Genomic DNA, 17,937 nt, shown 5'->3' with positions numbered 1-17,937 from the left:
ACCCGCATGACGTAGCGTCGTGCGAGGAACCTGTAGGAGCGCGCTTGCCCGCGATATCGGTGTGTCAGCCAGCATCTACGCCCCAGACAAACCGCAATCGCGGGCAAGCGCGCTCCTACAAGGGAATTGTGTCGGGCCGAAGATCAGTGCCGGCCCGACAACGCGTCGCTTAGTTACTCTTCACCGCATAGTCAGGCTTCTTGTCGTTGCCTGGGATGAACGGGCTCCAAGGTTGGGCGCGGATCGGCTCCTTGGTTTTCCACACGACGTTGAACTGACCGTCTGCCTTGATCTCGCCGATCATGACCGGCTTGTGCAGGTGATGGTTGGTCTTGTCCATTTCCAGGGTGAAGCCCGACGGCGCGGCGAAGGTCTGGCCGGCCATGGCTTCACGCACTTTATCCACATCGGTCGACTTGGCTTTTTCGGCCGCTTGAGCCCACATGTGGATACCGACGTAGGTGGCTTCCATTGGGTCGTTGGTCACGGCTTTGTCCGCGTTCGGCAGGTTGTGCGCCTTGGCGTAGGCTTTCCAGTCAGCGACGAACTTGGTGTTGACCGGGTTCTTCACCGACTCGAAGTAGTTCCAGGCGGCCAGGTTGCCCACCAGCGGCTTGGTGTCGACGCCGCGCAATTCTTCTTCGCCAACCGAGAACGCCACGACGGGAACGTCGGTGGCTTTCAGGCCCTGGTTACCCAGTTCCTTATAGAACGGCACGTTGGAGTCGCCGTTGACGGTGGAGATCACAGCGGTCTTGCCGCCTGCCGAGAACTTTTTGATGTTGGCCACGATGGTTTGGTAATCGCTATGGCCGAACGGGGTGTAGACCTCTTCGATGTCGCTGTCCTTCACGCCTTTGGAGTGCAGGAACGAACGCAGAATCTTGTTGGTGGTGCGTGGGTAGACGTAGTCGGTGCCCAGCAGGAAGAAGCGCTTGGCGCCGCCGCCGTCTTCGCTCATCAGGTACTCAACCGCAGGAATGGCCTGCTGGTTCGGTGCTGCGCCGGTGTAGAACACGTTCGGCGACATTTCTTCACCTTCGTACTGCACCGGGTAGAACAGCAGGCCGTTCAGTTCTTCGAACACCGGCAGTACCGACTTGCGCGACACCGAGGTCCAGCAACCGAAGACCACCGCCACTTTGTCCTGAGTGATCAGCTGACGGGCTTTTTCCGCGAACAGCGGCCAGTTGGACGCCGGGTCAACCACCACGGCCTCCAGCTTCTTGCCGTTGACGCCGCCTTTGGCGTTGATTTCATCAATGGTCATCAGCGCCATGTCTTTGAGCGAAGTCTCGGAGATGGCCATGGTGCCAGACAACGAATGCAGAATGCCGACCTTGATGGTCTCAGCGGCCTGGACGGTCCAGGTCATACCCATAGCGGCGATCGATGCGGACAAGGTGAACGCTTTAAGCAAACTACGACGCTTCATTGGCTAGCTCCATTCTTCGATTTTTTTAGTAATGACTGCTGTTGGCGGTGCAGAGGTTGAGTCTGCTTAGGCTTTAGCAAAGGCTGGGCCAAGGCGGGAAACGTCGCAAAATGGAATGAAAACGTCGCGAAGTCAGGTGAAGGTGCGCCAATGTGGGGCTGGGTCGGCGGGATGGTGCGCGGGGTGCGCTGATGTGGTGCGGGGAAGTTGTCGGGTTCGACAGGTTTTTACAGTGATCTTTAGAAGACGCGCCTGTCGATCATCAGGTGAAAACGAAGGGCGGGGCCTGAAACCGTAAATGAGGAGGAATTCATCACTAAACCACCCAAGGAGTTCCAGGCCCCGCAGGACGCAATCTAAGCTGTTGCTGCGGATTTGGCAAAGCGCGAACGTGCTATCCGATCGAGCATCCATACGGCCAGCATCGAAATCCCGACGAGCGGGAAGGCAACGCCGAGCGCGATCATCACCCCTGTTGCGATTTTCCAGCGCGGCAGATCATGGCGCAGGGGCGGAACACCGAAGCCGTTTTGCGGGCGGCGCTTCCACCAGATGACGATTCCGCTGACCGAACTGAGCAAGACCATGAGGCAGACGAACAGGATCAGCAGCTGGTTGACCCAGCCAAACATCTTGCCTTCATGCAGCATCACGCCCAGCTCCGTGGCTTTGGACACCGCGCTGTAATCGGTGTATCTCACGTCCGCCAGCACCTTGCCGTTGTACTGGTCGACATGCAGGGTCGCGTCGTTGCGCGGGTCGTCCGCAAACACGGAAACCGTGAACACGCCATCGGCGGTTTTCGGTGGCGTGATGCTGTAGCCGGGTTCGATCTTGCGCTCGCTGGCAATGTCGACGACCCGCTGCAGGGTAATCGTCGGGGAGGCCGGTGCGCTGGACATGCCGCCATGCTTCATGTGCTCGGCATGGTCGCCGCCGGAAACAGGCATCGGCGTGTTTTCCATCGCCCAGGGCACGGTCTGCACACTGGCACTGTTCAGGTCGCCGGCTTGCTTTTCAGACTTCGGTACATCGTTCCACATCGCGGCCGGGAAGGTGTTCCAGACATCGGCGTACACCTTGCCCCACATGCCGGTCCAGGTCATGCCGCTCAGCAGCATGAACAACAGCGCCACCGAACCCCAGAATCCGGTCACGGCGTGCAAATCGCGCCACAGCACCCGACCGCGCGCGGTGATGCGCGGCCAGAGTACGCCCGCTGGCGAACGACCCCGAGGCCACCACAGGTACACGCCGGACACAACGAGGACAATGCCCCAGCCTGCGGCCATTTCCACCAGCCGATCACCGACGGTGCCAATCAGCAGCTCGCCGTGTATCGCACGGGCCATCGCCTGCAAGTTGTTTTTGGCGTCTTGCGTACCGAGCACCTTGCCGCTGTATGGATCAATAAACAGGTTCACCTCCCGGCCTTCCTGCTTGATGACGAACTGCGCGCTGCTTTCGGCGTTGGCGGGTGGCAGGTATTTGCTGATCAGCACCTGAGGATAGGCCTCGAGCACGCGCTGTTGCTGCTCGTCGGCGGAAAGCATGTGATGCGCAGGTTTGGCCGTCAGCAGGTCGTGATACATCAGCGAGTCGAGCTGCGGTTTGAACAGGTAAACCATGCCGGTGAGTGACAGCATGATCATGAATGGCGCAACGAACAGGCCGGCATAGAAATGCCAGCGCCACGCCAGGTTATAGAACGACACGTTTGGTTTGGACATGGTGCAACGCTCCCGTCAGGGATGAACACGGCGCAGCTCGCGGGCGGCTTGAAGGCGGCCCACGGGTACGAAATCTTTTTTGGGGATCAGGCGACTGACGAGAGCGGCGGAGCGCGACTGCGGGCGTTGGGGAACACACTGCGATGAGCATGTCCTTGTTGCGGGGCTGCGTTGTAGAAGTCGGCGGGTTTCGGCGGAACAGGCGCGACAACAGCGAGGGTCTGGGTCAACGCCGGGCAGCTGAACAGCAGCGTGCAATAACCGCACTTGGCCCAGATCACATGATCGACGCCCGCCGCGTCACCGGTGTTTGCCTGATGCCCGCTGTGATCGTCCGCTGCCATGTTCATCGGCGCGGACATGTCCATGTCGGCCGACATCGACGCGGACATCGGCATGCCCGCGTGATGCTCCATCGGCATCGACTGCGAGATCAGCGGGCCGATGAAAATCATGAGCATGGCGAACAGGCTCAGCCATGCACCCGATGTCTTACGGGGTGCAGGCATGGAGCGGGCGCGTATCGCGGACAGGCGGCTCAATGGGATTCAGCTTCGACGGTCAGGAGTGTCAGTGGGCGTGAGCCGGAGGCGCGTCATCGGGTGCCTGTTTCTGCACCTTGACGTCAACCGTCACGTCGCCGGTTTTCTCGAAATGAAGGGTCAGCGGGAAGGCCTGGCCGTCTGTCAGCTTCGAGCGGTCTTTGAGATCCAGCAGCATGACGTGGTAAGCCATGGGCGCGAATTTCACCTCGCCACCGGCCGGAATGTCCACCGTCTGCACCTGCTGCATCTTCATCAGACCGTCTTTGTTCACATGCTCGTGCAACTGAGCGGCGCCTGCGACGGGGCTGTCGACGCCGGTCAGACGATCGGCGTCGGGGCCCGCATTGCTGATCACGAAATACGCCGCAACGGTGGGCGCATTCGGCGGCAGCTCCATCGACCACGGGTGGGCGATTGCTAGATGGCCTTTTGCATACTCATGAGCTTCAACATAGCAGGCAGGCAACAGCAGCGCTGCCAATAACAGGACTTTTTTCAGGGTGACGGTTTTCAACATGGCAACGAGCCTCCAATCATTCAGATACGCGACGTGGTGCGTGAACGAACGATCAGACGCGTGGGGAGGCGCGGGGATTGAGGCTGGGCCAGTGCAGGCGCGGTGGTGCATGGAATACCAGAATCGCCGAAGGGAAACGAACCGGCTCGAAGATCATGAACATCCCGAACGTCTGACCGCTCGGAAGGGCAACCAGCGACAAGGATCCGGAGCAGCACGGGCAATGCTGCATCGAGGAATGTTCGCCGCCGTCAGGTGCGCGCTGGTTGACTTTGCCGACCAGGCCCAAGGGAGTCGCAACCCGTTGCGTGCCATTGCCGGTGCAGAAACTGCCCCACACCACTTGCTCGCCTTGCGTGCGCGGCATGGTCGGTGTCATTGGCATGGCCAGCATGCCGAACAGCAGCGCAAAACACGCTACCCACGCAAAGGCCCGGCGCCGTTTGAGGCTGAGAAGTCGATCTTGTTGTTCTTTCATGTCGGCCATTTAGCCTGAATGGCCGTGAGATGTAAAAGCACAGCCGCGACGTTATGTCGCGGGTGGGTCACTGAGCGGGGATTGCCTGCACCTGAATGTCGACTTTCAGCCAGGAGCGCATGGCCGCGAAGATGGCCGCCAGATTGTCCATGCTCGGATTGCCATGGGCGGAGAGCATGCGGTGAAGGCTTTTGCTTGGCTTGTCAGTCTCCTTTGCCAGCGCTTCAAACCCAAGCGTCGCGTTCACCAGATCACGAAGGATGATCCGGGCGACCTCGGGCTCGCCGTTTAGAAAAAGGGTTGCGGCCTCATCCAGCAGGCCCTGCGCAAACGCGGGATCTTGCTGGACCCGCTCGTTGATCGTGAGTTTGTAGCTGCGGGTCAGAGCCATCAGGCGCCTCGTTTATTTGTTTGTTTTTTTGCAGCTTTGTAATCGGCTATCAATGTTCTGGCGCGCTTGATGTCTGCGGTTTGCCCCGACTTCGTCCCTCCACCAAACAGGATGATCAGCCGCGGACCTTCCTGGAGCAGGTAGATCCGGTAACCGGGGCCCCAGTTGATTCGATACTCGCCCAAACCATCGAACCACTTGATATTGGACGTGTTACCCGACTCCAGCCTGGCCAGCGCGGTATGCACTTTCACCGCTGCCGACGAAGGCAATCTGCTGAACCAGTCGTGAAAGGGGCTTTTCTGATCGTTGGATATATATTCTTGAACAATGATCATTGGAATTATAGTAACGCTTACGTTACTGGTTTGGCCATCAGCTTGTTGGGCCGCCTATTTTCTCGCTGATCAGATTGCTCAGTGCACTACATACATATACTTCACTGAAAATGATCCAAAGCTGCGCAAAGCTCCCCAACCCGCCAGAACTCCCTGTCCACCGCCGCCAACACCGGCCGCTTCAACACCAGCACCGGTAACCCTCGCTCCCTGGCGACCTCAAGCTTGGGCTCGGTTGCGCTGCTGCCGCTGTTTTTGCTGATCAACACGTCGATCTGGCGGCGCTCGAACAGCTCGCGCTCATCCTCAAGATGAAACGGCCCGCGTGCGCCGATCACTTGGCAGCGTTCGTTGCCGGGATACACGTCCAGCGCGCGGAGCGTCCAGAACTGGTGTTCGGGGATTTCATGGAGGTGCTGCAAGGGCTCGCGGCCGAGGGTGAACAGTGGGCGTTTGAACGGGGCGAGGGCGGTGATCAGGTCTGCCCAGTCGTCGACTTCGCGCCAGTCATCGCCCTGACCGGGCTGCCATGACGGACGACGCAGCGCCCAGCATGGAACATGGGCGAGTTGTGCAGCGACGGCAGCGTTGTGGCTGATCTGCGCGGCATAAGGGTGGGTCGCGTCGAGGATCAGGGAGATGCCTTCTTCACGCACGAACTGCGCAAGGCCCTCAGCGCCACCGTAACCGCCAACGCGCACCTGGCATTGCAGGTCGTTGGGTACGCGGCCGACGCCAGCGAGGCTGTAGACATGCTGCGGCCCCAGGGTTCGGGCAATCGCCAGCGCCTCGGTCACGCCCCCCAGCAGCAGGACGCGTTTCCCTGCGTGCGTCGTCAACGCAAAGCCCCTGCATGGCCGACGATCCCGCCTTGACGGTCAATCGCGAACACTTCCACTTGGATCTGCGCGGGCACCACGCTTCGAGCGAAATCCAGGGCGTGCTGACAGACCGCGTCACCCAGCGCAACGCCAACAGCCGACGCCATGGCCAGCGCTTGCTGACTGGTGTTGGCCGCTCGAATGTTCTGCTGCAGCTCGGCATCGGCGCCGATCGCCGCTGCCCAGAGCGCCAGTTGCTCCAGGTTGATACTGGAGTGGCGGCTGTGCAGGTCCATATGACCGGCGGCCAGTTTGCTGATCTTGCCGAAACCGCCACACAGGCTGAGTTTATCCACAGGCACTTTGCGCAGGTGTTTGAGCACGGCCCCCACAAAGTCGCCCATTTCGATCAGCGCGATGTCGGGCAGTTCGTAGACGCGGCGCATGGTGTCTTCACTGGCGTTGCCGGTGCAGGCGGCGATGTGCTGATAGCCGTTGGTCCTGGCGACGTCGATGCCTTGATGAATCGACGCAATGTACGCCGCGCAGGAAAATGGCCGGACGATGCCGCTGGTGCCGAGGATCGATAGCCCGCCCAGGATACCCAGTCGCGGGTTCATGGTTTTGAGCGCCAGTTCCCCGCCGTTTTCCACGCAGACTGTTACTTCGAAGCCACCGGTATAGCCAAACTCATCGGCCAGGCTGGTCAAGTGTTCGGTCATCATCCTGCGCGGAACCGGGTTGATGGCAGGCTCGCCGACGGCGAGGACCAGGCCCGGTCGGGTCACCGTGCCGACGCCGGGCCCTGCAACAAAACGTATGCCGGGTTCAGCGATCAGACGCACCTGCGAATACAACAGCGCGCCATGGGTTACGTCCGGATCGTCACCGGCATCCTTGATCGTGCCAGCTTCCGCGCCGGTGTCCGTCGCGCGACAGAACTCCAGGCGCATTTGCACCTGCTTGCCTTTGGGCAGCGTGATGTCGATTGCATCGTTGACCTCGCCCGCCAGCAGCAAACGCGCCGCAGCCAGTGACGTTGCCGTGGCGCAGCTGCCGGTCGTCAGGCCGCTGCGAAGGGGCGCAGGTTGTTCGGCGGTTTCGTCGCGCATCAGGGCTTGATCGCTTCAAGCAACGTGATGGGCAACGCCTGACGCCAGGTGTCGAATTCGCCGAGTGGCTTGGCGTGCGCCAGGTGAATACGGGTCAGGTCCCCGCCATGTTGCTCGCGCCAGTTCACCAGCATCGCCTCGCTTTGCAGGGTGACCGCATTGGCCACGAGCCGGCCTCCCGAGCGCAACTGTTGCCAGCAACTGTCCAGCACGCCGGCGCGCGTGACGCCGCCACCAATGAAGATCGCGTCAGGCGGCTCCAGTCCTTCGAGCGCGTCCGGCGCCCGGCCGCGCACCAATTGCAGACCCGGCACGCCCAGCGCGTCGCGGTTGAATTCTATCAATTGCTGGCGATCTTCGTTGGACTCGATCGCCACGGCCCGGCAGGTCGGGTGCGCGCGCATCCATTCGATGCTGATCGAGCCACAGCCCGCACCGACGTCCCACAGCAACTCGCCGGGAACCGGGGCAAGTCGCGCCAGCGTGATCGCACGCACATCGCGTTTGGTCAGTTGGCCGTCATGGCGAAACGCATCGTCCGGCAAGCCGCCCAACGGCGACAGGCGTAGCGTGTTCGGCTCCGCGCGACAATCGATGGCGACCAGATTCAAGGCGGCGATCTCGGGGTTCGACCATTCGCTGGCCACACCGTCGATACGCCGCTCTGAGGCGCCGCCCAGGTGCTCAAGGACCGTCATGCGGCTAGGGCCGAATCCGCGTTCTCGCAACAACGCTGCGATGGCGGCGGGGCTACTGCCGTCGTTGCTCAACACCAACAGCCGCAGCCCGTTGTGCAGTTGTGCGTTCAGCGCGGCCAGCGGACGGGCCACCACCGACAAGGTCACCACGTCCTGCAGTGCCCAGCCCAGACGCGCGGCGGCCAGTGAATAGGAGGAGGGCGCGGGAATCACGCGCATCTGTTCGATGGGCACATGACGCGACAGGCTGACGCCAACCCCAAACAGCATCGGGTCGCCACTGGCGATCACGCAGACCGCCTCGCCGTGCTGTTCCAGCACCGGTTGCAGCGAGAACGGACTCGGCCACTGACGCCGCTCGGCCTGAATGCAGGGCGGCAGCAGGTCGAGCTGACGCGAGCTGCCAAACACCTGGCGTGCGCCCAGCAGCGCGTGCCGGGCATTCTTGCCCAGCCCTTTGTAGCCGTCTTCACCGATTCCCACGACTGTCAGCCACGGTGACATGTATTGCCCTCAAACCTGATGCCTGCGACAGGCTAACTGGATCGGCCTGTGGATAAGGTCGGCATGATACAGCGCCCATGACCCGGCGTCGTGCGCAGGGCGCTCAACGCAGGGTTTCGTAAGGAATGATGAGCGCCGCTGTGGGGCTTTTCTGAAAATGCCGTAATCACGGTGTTTTCCACGCTTTGTCTAATGACAGACGTTGGACTGCCTACCTATCGTCCGGGCTTTATTCAGGTGGTCAGGACGATTCATCCATGTCGGCGCCTTACGCGTTCATCAATGCTGGAAAGCAGAGCCTCTCTTGGTATCGCGACAGCTTGGTCGGTGCAAATACCCGCGCCAAGTTCGACAGGGTGAATGCACATCTGGGCTTGGGGCTGTCCGTGATGCCGGGAGAGTTGATCCTCGTGGGCGACGACTCCACCGCGATGTGCACGATGGAGGAGCAAATGCTGATGGCCTACGCTCGGGATATCAGCCAGACAATGTTCGCCAGCAACGAAGCCAGCGCTCATCTGCAAACCGAGAACTACGACCTTTTGCAGGACGTCATGACGTACGGCTCCATCGGTGTTGGCAGCGCGACGTCGGCCTGGAGTACGCATTTGAACGGTGTGCAGGACACGTTGAGTGGCGTTAATGCGACCTATCAGCAGTGGCGCAGCGGGACGTTCACCAAGGATCAGTTCGTCGCTCAGCGGAAGATGCTGTTCCGCACCCTGGATGGCCAGCTTCGGGGTATTGGCAGATGGGGAACGGGACTCAAGAACAACTCCTCGATCAAGAAAATGCTGGGCATTTCCAGCAAGCGCTTTATGCGCACGGGTGAAATTCCCGACTACGTGAAGAACGTAAAGCGCATTAGCAACGTTGCGCGCCACCTGAGCGCGGGAACGATGGTGGGCGTTGCGCTGGATGTCGGCGCGGGCGCGTTCGAAATCCGGGAGGCCTGCTCGACAGGGCGCGAGCAGGCGTGTACGAGGGCCAAGTTCGTTGAGGCGGGGAAGATGATGGTGGGGATACCAGCGGCGATTGCTGGTGGGGAGCTTAGTGCGAGAGCTGCAACATCCCTTTGCCTACGAATGGCGGGACCAACGCGAGGGGCAAGTATTCTTGCGTGTGGAATTGCTGCCGGGGCGGCTGGAGCTTGGGCCGGCGGTCAGGGCGGGTCCTCTTTAGGGGATGCTATGGGTACCATGATTTTCGAGATCACCGGCCATGAATGAACGCACGCTGGAGTGGGTTGTTTTTGGGGCTGGAGTTTTAGTGGTCTTGAGCTTTTGGATCAACGTCTACGTGAAGTACTACATTCTTCCCGAAGTAGAAAAGCGACTTCAGAACTGCGCAATCGTGGTCGACTCAAAAGCCCGATGGGGTAACTCCGGATTCTTGGGAAGAAGTCACAGGCTTGTCATGGTCAATCTCGCGCTCACCTCTACCTCGCTGCTGCACAGGAGGGGGATGGTAAATATTGATGAGGTAAGCCGTATTTCCAAAACTCACCGGCGCTGGATATGCATTCCCATGAATTTGGCTTTGGTTGGCTTCATTGGAGGGTTTGGAGGATTGGCCCTCCTGGGCAAACTCTGGTAACCCACTCGCCCAGACGCAAAAGGCTTCTGTAGCCATCCGGTTTACCACATCCGACAGACCGTCTTTTCATGCCAGCACCCAAAGCAGGCATAATACGCGGCCTGCAGACACCCATCTCTGCTCCTTCCAGCCCGATCACGTCAGGTGAACCTTTGACCGAGCCGCTGTCCGCTCGCCCGCCCGCTGCGCCTTTGCGCCCCTCGGCCTGTCCGGGGTTGTTGCGCATCGTCCCGGCGCTGGACGGCGGAATCTGCCGGATCAAGCTGCCCGGTGGTCTGATCTCGGCGCCGCAAGCGCTGGCCGTGGCCGATGCGGCAGAGCGTTTTGCGAGCGGTGTGATCGAGGCGACCAACCGAGGCAACCTTCAGATTCGCGGGATTGGAGCAGACCACGACGGGCTGATCGCCACGCTGCTGAACGCTGGATTGGGGCCGAAGAATCCCGCGAGCGATGACGTCCGTAACCTGATGCTCAGCCCGGCGGCGGGTGTCGATCCGCAGCAGTTGTTCGACGCGCAACCGTTGGCCGAGCAGATTCTGCTCTCGCTGGAAAACCATCCGCGCTTTCACGAGCTTTCGCCCAAATTTGCGATATCGCTGGACGCCGGTGAAGGGCTGGCCATGCTCGAGCACCCCCATGACTTGTGGCTGTCGGCGTTGCCCGTGGGCGGTGAAACCCTGCTCGGGTTCGGTTTGGCGGGGTGTCCGGCGAATGATTCTCCCGTGGCCGCCGTGCCATTGGGGGCGGGGCTTGAGCTTGTGGTCGCGGTGCTTGAACTGTTCCTGGAATGCGCTCGCTCCGAGCAGACCCGCATGCGTCATCTGCTTGAAGGCCTGCCGGTGTCCGGTTTTCTGGGGCAGCTGTCTGAGCGTTTGACGGCGCCGTTAAGGACCGATCAAGCCATCACTTCCTGGCGACGAGCCCCGGCTCAGGTGAATGCCCATATCGGTCGCTATCCACAGAAGCAACCCGGTCTGATGTGTGTGGGCGGCGTCGTGCCTTTGGGGCGTCTGACGCCGTCCATGTTGCGCGCGGCGGCGACCTTGGCCGTCGAACTCGGTGACGCAACGCTGACCATGACCCCATGGCAGGGCCTGATGCTGCGCAATGTCCGCGATGATCAGGCTGTGCTTGCCCTCGACGGATTACGCGCGGCCGGTGTGCTGTGCGAGGCCGACAAGGCGCTGTCGCAAATGATTGCGTGCACCGGCGCTGCCGCCTGCGGCAAGGGGCTGGCCGACACCAAAGCAGATGCACTGCTGCTGGCTGAGCACCTGCAAGAACAGGGCGTCAGTCCGGGCGTTCATTTGTCGGGTTGCAACCGATCCTGCGCAGCCGCCCATGCCGCGCCGATCACCTTGCTGGCGGTTTCCGCCGGCCATTACGACGTATATTTTCGTCACGCAGATCAGCCGGGTTTCGGCCAGTTGCGTGGGCGTGACCTCACTATTGAAGCAGTCGGTGCGTTGTTGACCGCCGACTCACGGAGCCACACCGATGATTGATTACATCCGCGACGGCCAGGAGATTTACCGCAACTCCTTCGCGATCATTCGCGCCGAGGCCAACCTCGACAAGATCCCGGCCGACCTGGAAAAGCTGGCAGTGCGTGTGATTCACGCCTGCGGCATGGTCGACGCGGTCGACGGGCTGCGGTTCTCCCCGGGTGCCGGTACAGCGGGACGTCAGGCGCTGGCCGCTGGCGCGCCGATCCTGTGCGACGCCCACATGGTGGCCGAAGGCGTGACCCGTGCGCGTTTGCCGGCGAATAATCAGGTGATCTGCACGCTCAAACGGGACGGTGTTCCAGAGCTTGCCCGCGAGCTGGGTAATACACGGTCCGCCGCCGCGCTTGAACTGTGGCGCCCGCACCTCGAAGGCGCCGTGGTCGTGATCGGCAACGCGCCGACCGCGCTGTTCTACCTGCTGGAAATGATCGACGCCGGGGCGCCGAAACCGGCGCTGATACTCGGCTTTCCCGTGGGCTTCGTCGGCGCCGCCGAATCCAAGGACATGCTCGCTGCCGACAGCCGTGGCGTGCCTTACGTGATCATGCAGGGACGTCGCGGTGGCAGCGCCATGGCGGCGGCGGCGGTCAACGCGCTCGCCACGGAGATCGAATAATGCAGGCTCGCGGTCGTTTGATTGGCCTGGGTGTCGGCCCGGGCGATCCTGAACTCATCACCGTCAAGGCGCTTCGCCTGCTGCGCGAGTCACCGGTGGTGGCGTACTTCGTGGCCAAGGGCAAGAAAGGCAACGCATTCGGCATCATCGAAGCGCACTTGCAAGCCGCTCAAACGCTGATGCCGCTGGTGTACCCGGTGACGACCGAAGCCTTGCCTGCGCCGATGTCTTACGAGCAAATCATCAGCGACTTCTACGACACCGCCAGCCTCGACGTCGCCGCGCATCTGGACGCAGGCCGCGACGTGGCCGTGATCTGTGAAGGCGACCCGTTCTTTTACGGCTCCTACATGTACCTGCACGATCGCCTCGCCGAACGCTACGAGGCCGAAGTCGTGCCGGGGGTCTGCTCCATGCTCGGAGGCGCTTCGGTGTTGGGCGCGCCGCTGGTGTACCGCAATCAGAGTCTGTCGGTGTTGTCCGGCGTGCTCTCGGCCGACGAGCTCAAGCGCAAGCTGGTCGATGCCGATGCGGCGGTCATCATGAAGCTGGGGCGTAATTTGCCGAAAGTACGTCAAGTGCTGATCGACACGGGGCTCGCCGAGCGTGCGCTCTATGTCGAGCGCGCGACCATGAGTAACCAGAAAATCGTGCCACTGGCCGAGGTCGATCCGATGTCGTCGCCCTACTTCTCGCTGATCATTGTTCCGGGTGAAAGGTGGCAAGGCTGATGGGCGCGTCCAACAACAAGACGCCTGCCATCGTCATTCTGGGCAAAGGTGCCCTGACCACGGCACGGCGCATCCAGCAGCTGTATCCCGACGCCCTCGTTCACGGCCTGGCTGAGCGTGTGGAGGGTGCTGACCGCACGTATTCCGAGTTCGGCGCGACCCTGCGCCAGCTGTATCTGCAGGACACGCCGATCATCGCGCTGTGCGCGGCAGGTATCGTGATTCGGACACTGGCGCCGCTGTTGCTCGAGAAAGGCGCCGAGCCGCCTGTGCTGGCGGTCGCCGAGGATGGCAGTGCGGTGGTGCCGCTGCTGGGCGGACTGGGTGGCGTCAATGTCATGGCCCGGGAGATTGCTGCGGGCTTGAACACGGCAGCGGCGATCACCACCAGCGGCGAACTGCGCTTCGGCACGTGCCTGCTCAACCCTCCGTCCGGTTATGCATTGGGCGATCTGGAGCTGGGCAAGCGTTTCGTTTCCGATCTGTTGTCAGGCGAAAGCGTGCGCATTGAAGGCGCCGCGCCGTGGCTGGCTCAGGCGCAACTGCCGGAAGATGATCACGCGCAACTGGCGATTCATGTCGGGTACGCCGAGCGCGAGCCGTGCGCCAACGAGTTGTTGATCTACCCGCGCAATGTGTTGGTGGCGATCGAGGCCACGGTCCCTGATCCCGCCGAAGCGGTGCGCGGCGCATTGCACGAGTCGCGCATTGCCGTGCAGGCGCTCGCCTGCCTGCTGGCCAGCGAAACCGATATGGCAGACCCTGCGTTGCACGCGGCTGCCGATAGGTTGGGCGTGCCATTGCGCTTCACGGCGCAGGCATCGGCAACTGACATGGCGCGACAGGCACTGCCGCAATTGCTGCCACCGCTCAGCCCGGTGCACGGCATCGCTATCGCCGTGGCGACAGAACCCCTGGACATCGAACGCATCGGTCGCGGCCGCGGACGACTGGCGGTGATCGGGCTTGGGCCTGGCGCTGCCGAGTTCATGATTCCGGCCGTGAAAGCTGAACTCGCCCGCGCCAACGACGTGTTGGGTTACGAGACTTACGTGCGCATGGCAGGTCCGTTCCGGGCCGATCAGGTCCTGCATTGCACGGACAACCGTGAAGAAATGCAGCGCGCGCGTCACGCGTTTGAACTGGCCGCGCAAGGGCGTTCGGTGGTGGTGGTGTCCTCCGGGGACCCAGGTGTGTTCGCCATGGCATCCGCGGTGCTGGAGGCGCTGCATGAATCCGACGATGCGCAGTGGCACGCCGTTGACCTGGAAATCCTGCCCGGCGTTTCGGCCTCGCTGGCGACAGCGGCCCAGGCGGGCGCGCCGCTGGGGCACGACTTCTGCGTCATGTCCCTGTCCGACAACCTCAAGCCTTGGGACATCATCGAAAAGCGGCTGGACCTGGCGTGCCAGGCCGATCTGGCGCTGGCGTTCTACAACCCGATTTCGCGATCCCGTCCCTGGCAACTGGGGCGTGCACTGGAGATCGTGCGTTTGCATCGCGGGCCTGAGACACCGGTCACGCTGGGCCGCGACATCGGCCGTCCGGGCCAAACCCTGCGCGTGATCACCCTGGGCGAACTGACGCCGGAGCAGGTCGACATGCGCACGATGGTGCTAGTCGGTTCGTCGACGACCTGTGTGTTTCCACGTGCCAATGGCGATCAGTGGGTGTACACGCCGAGGTGGTACGGCGAGAAACCGGTCAAGTGATCTGACTGACTTTTCCCAACGAAGCGTGGGATGGATCTGGACGTCGGAGAGGTAATGTCCGCGCGTTCCTGATGAATCTCGCTCTCTCGCTCGCTGAAACAGAATCAACCGAGCGACGCCCTGCGTCGCTTGCTTCCCACGGCGCTCATCAATCGCTAGCAAACCCTTTACCCATGGCGTGGTGATGCCGTTGGCGCAGATGCCTTGCTCAATCCACCTTGTAGGATCTGCCTTTCTCACCGCCCGACTTCCTGTCCCGGGTCGCCTGTTTTCAATTGGCAAAAGTTGATTAATCTCGGTCGTGTCCAGTGAAGGACATGACTTATTTAAGGGATTAAAAAGATGAGCTTTGAAACAGGTATGAACAGCGACAACACGCGGGCTTTTATCGCCAACAGTGATATGGCTGACGGTGCGCTGTCGCTGATGGATCATATTGCGGCATTGAACCAACCCATGGCACTGAGTAATGCCGAGTCGGCTGAGGGCGCCGTGGTAGGCAGTAACTTGCTTGCCTTTGCCGAAGGGGTGTCGCGGCAGAACAAAGAAGACGTCATGGACTCGTTCCTGTTCGCGACACTGGTGGCCAACAGGGCGGCCAATCCAGAAGACAACAGTGCAGCGTGGTACGCCAAATTCAACGAAGTCCTCTCGGCCATAGGCTGGTTCTCGAATAGCTGGAGTTTTGCGCGCTACCGCTCGACCCACCAGCGTTTCAGCATGGATCAGGCGGCGATTGAGATTTTGGGCTCTGCTATTGCCGCGGCGACGCTGCCGGGCCCTGCGTCGGCTGCGATGTTGAAGGTTGCGGGGGATGCGGTGAAAGCGCTCAAAGCGCAGGAAAAACCGCTACGCCTTTTTGAGCGCCAGACCAAGTTCCACAACGGTGCAAGCTTCCGCATCGGTGCATGCGCCGAGTCGGCAGACGGCACGGTCAATCTGGCGATGGGGGCGGTCAACTTCCTCACCTCGTCCAACGTCACCGACGTATTGTTCTGGGAGTGGAACAGCACCCAGGTCCGGACCTTCCGTGGTGAAAACACGCTGGTCCTGAATACTCGGATGTATGCGCAGAATCGACTGCTCATCCAACAAAAGCTGGGTAATAACGCCAAGTCGGCGATTGAAGAGTTCGATATCTAGGAATAACGAAGGGGCGCCAGTCGCCCCTTTTTTTCATGCAGGGAGGTTCTCGTGAATCAAGGAACGATTGAAGGGCACATCAATGCTGGCTGTGTTGTGTTCATGTCTGCGGCCTGCAGCGAGCAGCAAAAAAAAGACGTGATGGACTGCACGCTCTACACGCAACTGGCCGCGTCCAAACGGCACTCGCGTTTTGATGCCGCAGTGGATTGGCGGCATACCTGGCTGGCCGCGTTGAACAGGTTTGGCTGGGCAGTAAGAAGTCATGACAGTCGCAGCTTGCCGGCTGCTGAAACTGGACAGGGCACCGTGTGGGACTGGCTCGAAAAACAGCTGCCCTCCTTTATGCCCAACGCACTTTTTTCGGAAGGTGCTGCATTTGCCAGGCGCGCGGCAGAGGCGCTTCCCGATCAGCCTGCTTTAGCGATGCTGAACCGCCAGGCCATGGAAATAGCTTCATCTGAAGACCCGGTGTCCGGCGTGTCTGAACGAAAAATAGCCTTGCAGATCGCAGTGTGTGGGCCGACGACCGGACTTGGCCTCGTGGTGCTCTCGTTCACAACGCGTCAGCCCCCGAATGGGGAGCTTCTGGCTGAGGTGTTCGACCCTAAGGAGGTGTCAGGCAATATCGAGATGGCGTTTTACTCCGCGCACTTGATGGAAATCGTCTACGCGCAGTTCAGGGAAAAGATAACGCAGGCGCTCGACGACCGTCGCGCGGATGGGGTGTGTGCCCTTCAGGAGGCCCGCGATGTCCAGCCGCAGTGACACCTTGTTGATGGGAAATAATCTGCTCTCGTTTGAGGCATCCATCCCCGGTAGCGTCCGTGACGACATTCTTGACTGCCTGTTGTACGCCGAGCAGTCGGCGGACAAGAAGCATGATCGCAGCGTCCAGTGGAAGCTGTGGATCGAGCAGTTCCAACGGGTGATTTATCAGAAAGGCGGTCGGTTGACCGGGTCGATCAATCCTGATCAGGTGGTCATCGAGCATATCCGGGAGCTGCGGTATGTCCCGTACATGATTGCAGGGAGCGCCACTTCCCGTGAGTTACAGGCCGTGCTTGAACGTTCTATCAGCACGCTGCTGGACAGCAGCCATGCGAAGACCTTCTTCAATTCGTGGTTTTCGTCCGGTCGCTCCGAGAGTTTCCAGGTCATCCCCTGCGTGGTCGGCCAAGGCGGCGTTAACATTCTGGTGTGCGGTCTGCAGATGACCACGCGGGCTTTCAAGCCCGGACGTGTCCCTTGGGAAGTGGTGGGCGGTGACCTGACCATTCGTTCCAACGGAGGCTCATTCTTGCTCACCGAAGACAGCTACCAACCCTACAGGGAGGGCATCAAGGCATATCTGAACCGGCGGGCCCGCCAGGCGATTCTTGAGCTCTAACCGCTTTTCGTTGAAGGGATTCAAGGCACCAGATAACCCTTGATGCCGGTGAAGATGATCTGCGCGGCCAGTGCACAGACAAACAATCCCATGAGGCGGCTGACGATTTGCAGGCCCTGATCGCCCAACACGCGTTCGATGCTGTTGGACAGGTAAAGCACCACGCCTACGGTGAAACTCGCCAGCGCAATGCTAACGATGGCGGTCAGCTTGTCGTCCCAATGGGGCTGGCTGACGCCCATCACCAGCAAGGCGCCGATGGTGCCGGGGCCGACGGTGATCGGGATGGTCAGTGGAACGATGGTGACGTCTTGCTGCACGTTGTCGGTCTGAACGCCGGATTTACCCTGCGCCATGCCCAGCGCGGAGATGAACAGCACGCTTCCGGCGCCAATTCGAAAGGCGTCGGCAGTGATGCCGAAGACACTGAAAATCACGCGCCCGAACAGGTACAGCAACACGCTCGACACCAGTGTCGCAAACGCAACTTTCCACGCCAGGTAACGGCGCTCTTTGCGCGAGTAGCCTCGGCTCAGGCTGATAAAGCAGGACAAGACGAAGAACGGGCTATAGAGCACCAGCATCTTCAGGTAAACGCTGAACAACACATGCAGCATGGTTTGAGCTCGTGGCGGCAGATTTGGACGGGGCAAGTCTATCAGGCGCCGCGCA

At 60.9% G+C, this 17,937-nt stretch carries 20 protein-coding genes; 9 read left to right on the top strand and 11 right to left on the bottom strand.

Going from position 1 to position 17,937, the window contains the following annotated elements; all coding sequences use genetic code 11:
• Positions 1-169 precede the first annotated feature (169 nt).
• The 10 genes from urtA to cbiE form a co-directional block, all read right to left on the bottom strand.
• Positions 170-1,435: an urea ABC transporter substrate-binding protein gene (gene urtA / locus AB4N84_RS07350; RefSeq protein WP_460045801.1), complete on the bottom strand. Its 1,266-nt coding sequence runs from the start codon at positions 1,433-1,435 to the stop codon at positions 170-172.
• Positions 1,436-1,791: 356 nt separating this feature from the next.
• A complete protein-coding gene (locus AB4N84_RS07345; protein WP_460045800.1) occupies positions 1,792-3,165 on the bottom strand; it encodes a PepSY-associated TM helix domain-containing protein in 1,374 nt (457 codons plus the stop codon).
• Positions 3,166-3,251: 86 nt separating this feature from the next.
• Positions 3,252-3,698 (bottom strand): DUF2946 domain-containing protein, encoded by a 447-nt coding sequence (locus tag AB4N84_RS07340; RefSeq protein ID WP_460046956.1) that lies wholly within the window; start codon positions 3,696-3,698, stop codon positions 3,252-3,254.
• 37 nt (positions 3,699-3,735) lie between these two features.
• Positions 3,736-4,227 carry a copper chaperone PCu(A)C gene (locus AB4N84_RS07335; protein ID WP_074751946.1) on the bottom strand — a complete coding sequence of 164 codons (492 nt, stop codon included), beginning with the start codon at positions 4,225-4,227 and terminating at the stop codon, positions 3,736-3,738.
• A 52-nt stretch (positions 4,228-4,279) separates the two neighbouring features.
• On the bottom strand, positions 4,280-4,705 hold the full coding sequence (locus tag AB4N84_RS07330) for a DUF2946 domain-containing protein (RefSeq protein ID WP_460045798.1): 426 nt from the start codon (positions 4,703-4,705) through the stop codon (positions 4,280-4,282).
• Positions 4,706-4,772: 67 nt separating this feature from the next.
• Positions 4,773-5,096 (bottom strand): helix-turn-helix domain-containing transcriptional regulator, encoded by a 324-nt coding sequence (locus AB4N84_RS07325; RefSeq protein ID WP_460045796.1) that lies wholly within the window; start codon positions 5,094-5,096, stop codon positions 4,773-4,775.
• Positions 5,096-5,434, bottom strand: a complete 339-nt coding sequence (locus AB4N84_RS07320; protein WP_460045795.1) for a type II toxin-antitoxin system RelE/ParE family toxin — start codon at positions 5,432-5,434, stop codon at positions 5,096-5,098. The genes AB4N84_RS07325 and AB4N84_RS07320 overlap by 1 nt, the downstream gene beginning before the upstream one ends.
• 101 nt (positions 5,435-5,535) lie before the next feature.
• Positions 5,536-6,273 carry a cobalt-precorrin-6A reductase gene (locus AB4N84_RS07315; protein ID WP_460045793.1) on the bottom strand — a complete coding sequence of 246 codons (738 nt, stop codon included), beginning with the start codon at positions 6,271-6,273 and terminating at the stop codon, positions 5,536-5,538.
• Entirely contained in the window at positions 6,270-7,367 is a 1,098-nt protein-coding gene (locus tag AB4N84_RS07310) for a cobalt-precorrin-5B (C(1))-methyltransferase (protein ID WP_460045792.1), read from the bottom strand. The genes AB4N84_RS07315 and AB4N84_RS07310 overlap by 4 nt, the downstream gene beginning before the upstream one ends.
• Positions 7,367-8,569 carry a precorrin-6y C5,15-methyltransferase (decarboxylating) subunit CbiE gene (gene cbiE, locus AB4N84_RS07305; RefSeq protein WP_074751955.1) on the bottom strand — a complete coding sequence of 401 codons (1,203 nt, stop codon included), beginning with the start codon at positions 8,567-8,569 and terminating at the stop codon, positions 7,367-7,369. Before cbiE ends, AB4N84_RS07310 begins: the two co-directional genes overlap by 1 nt.
• 257 nt (positions 8,570-8,826) lie before the next feature.
• On the opposite strand from cbiE, the gene AB4N84_RS07300 reads away from it, so the two are divergent.
• From AB4N84_RS07300 to AB4N84_RS07260, 9 genes are all read left to right on the top strand, one after another.
• Entirely contained in the window at positions 8,827-9,798 is a 972-nt protein-coding gene (locus tag AB4N84_RS07300) for a hypothetical protein (protein ID WP_460045791.1), read from the top strand.
• Positions 9,791-10,165, top strand: a complete 375-nt coding sequence (locus AB4N84_RS07295) for a hypothetical protein (RefSeq protein ID WP_460045790.1) — start codon at positions 9,791-9,793, stop codon at positions 10,163-10,165. The genes AB4N84_RS07300 and AB4N84_RS07295 overlap by 8 nt, the downstream gene beginning before the upstream one ends.
• A gap of 152 nt (positions 10,166-10,317) precedes the next feature.
• Positions 10,318-11,670, top strand: coding sequence for a precorrin-3B synthase (gene cobG, locus AB4N84_RS07290; RefSeq protein WP_460045789.1), 1,353 nt, complete (start codon positions 10,318-10,320; stop codon positions 11,668-11,670).
• Complete coding sequence (locus AB4N84_RS07285; RefSeq protein ID WP_074751961.1) at positions 11,663-12,289, top strand: precorrin-8X methylmutase; 627 nt, start codon at positions 11,663-11,665, stop codon at positions 12,287-12,289. Before cobG ends, AB4N84_RS07285 begins: the two co-directional genes overlap by 8 nt.
• Positions 12,289-13,020 carry a precorrin-2 C(20)-methyltransferase gene (locus AB4N84_RS07280; protein WP_074751963.1) on the top strand — a complete coding sequence of 244 codons (732 nt, stop codon included), beginning with the start codon at positions 12,289-12,291 and terminating at the stop codon, positions 13,018-13,020. Before AB4N84_RS07285 ends, AB4N84_RS07280 begins: the two co-directional genes overlap by 1 nt.
• On the top strand, positions 13,020-14,732 hold the full coding sequence (gene cobJ / locus AB4N84_RS07275; protein ID WP_460045787.1) for a precorrin-3B C(17)-methyltransferase: 1,713 nt from the start codon (positions 13,020-13,022) through the stop codon (positions 14,730-14,732). Before AB4N84_RS07280 ends, cobJ begins: the two co-directional genes overlap by 1 nt.
• Positions 14,733-15,074: 342 nt before the next feature.
• Complete coding sequence (locus AB4N84_RS07270) at positions 15,075-15,875, top strand: hypothetical protein (RefSeq protein WP_460045786.1); 801 nt, start codon at positions 15,075-15,077, stop codon at positions 15,873-15,875.
• A gap of 51 nt (positions 15,876-15,926) precedes the next feature.
• Positions 15,927-16,643, top strand: coding sequence for a hypothetical protein (locus AB4N84_RS07265; protein ID WP_460045784.1), 717 nt, complete (start codon positions 15,927-15,929; stop codon positions 16,641-16,643).
• On the top strand, positions 16,627-17,265 hold the full coding sequence (locus AB4N84_RS07260) for a hypothetical protein (protein ID WP_460045783.1): 639 nt from the start codon (positions 16,627-16,629) through the stop codon (positions 17,263-17,265). The genes AB4N84_RS07265 and AB4N84_RS07260 overlap by 17 nt, the downstream gene beginning before the upstream one ends.
• 20 nt (positions 17,266-17,285) lie before the next feature.
• Here AB4N84_RS07260 and AB4N84_RS07255 read toward each other — a convergent pair whose 3' ends face one another.
• Entirely contained in the window at positions 17,286-17,882 is a 597-nt protein-coding gene (locus AB4N84_RS07255; RefSeq protein WP_074751970.1) for a MarC family protein, read from the bottom strand.
• Positions 17,883-17,937: the final 55 nt, after the last annotated feature.

Source organism: Pseudomonas sp. S2_H01 (assembly GCF_054668305.1).
The sequence above is the reverse complement of the archived record's forward strand: the minus strand, read 5'-3'. Positions and strand labels throughout refer to the sequence as shown.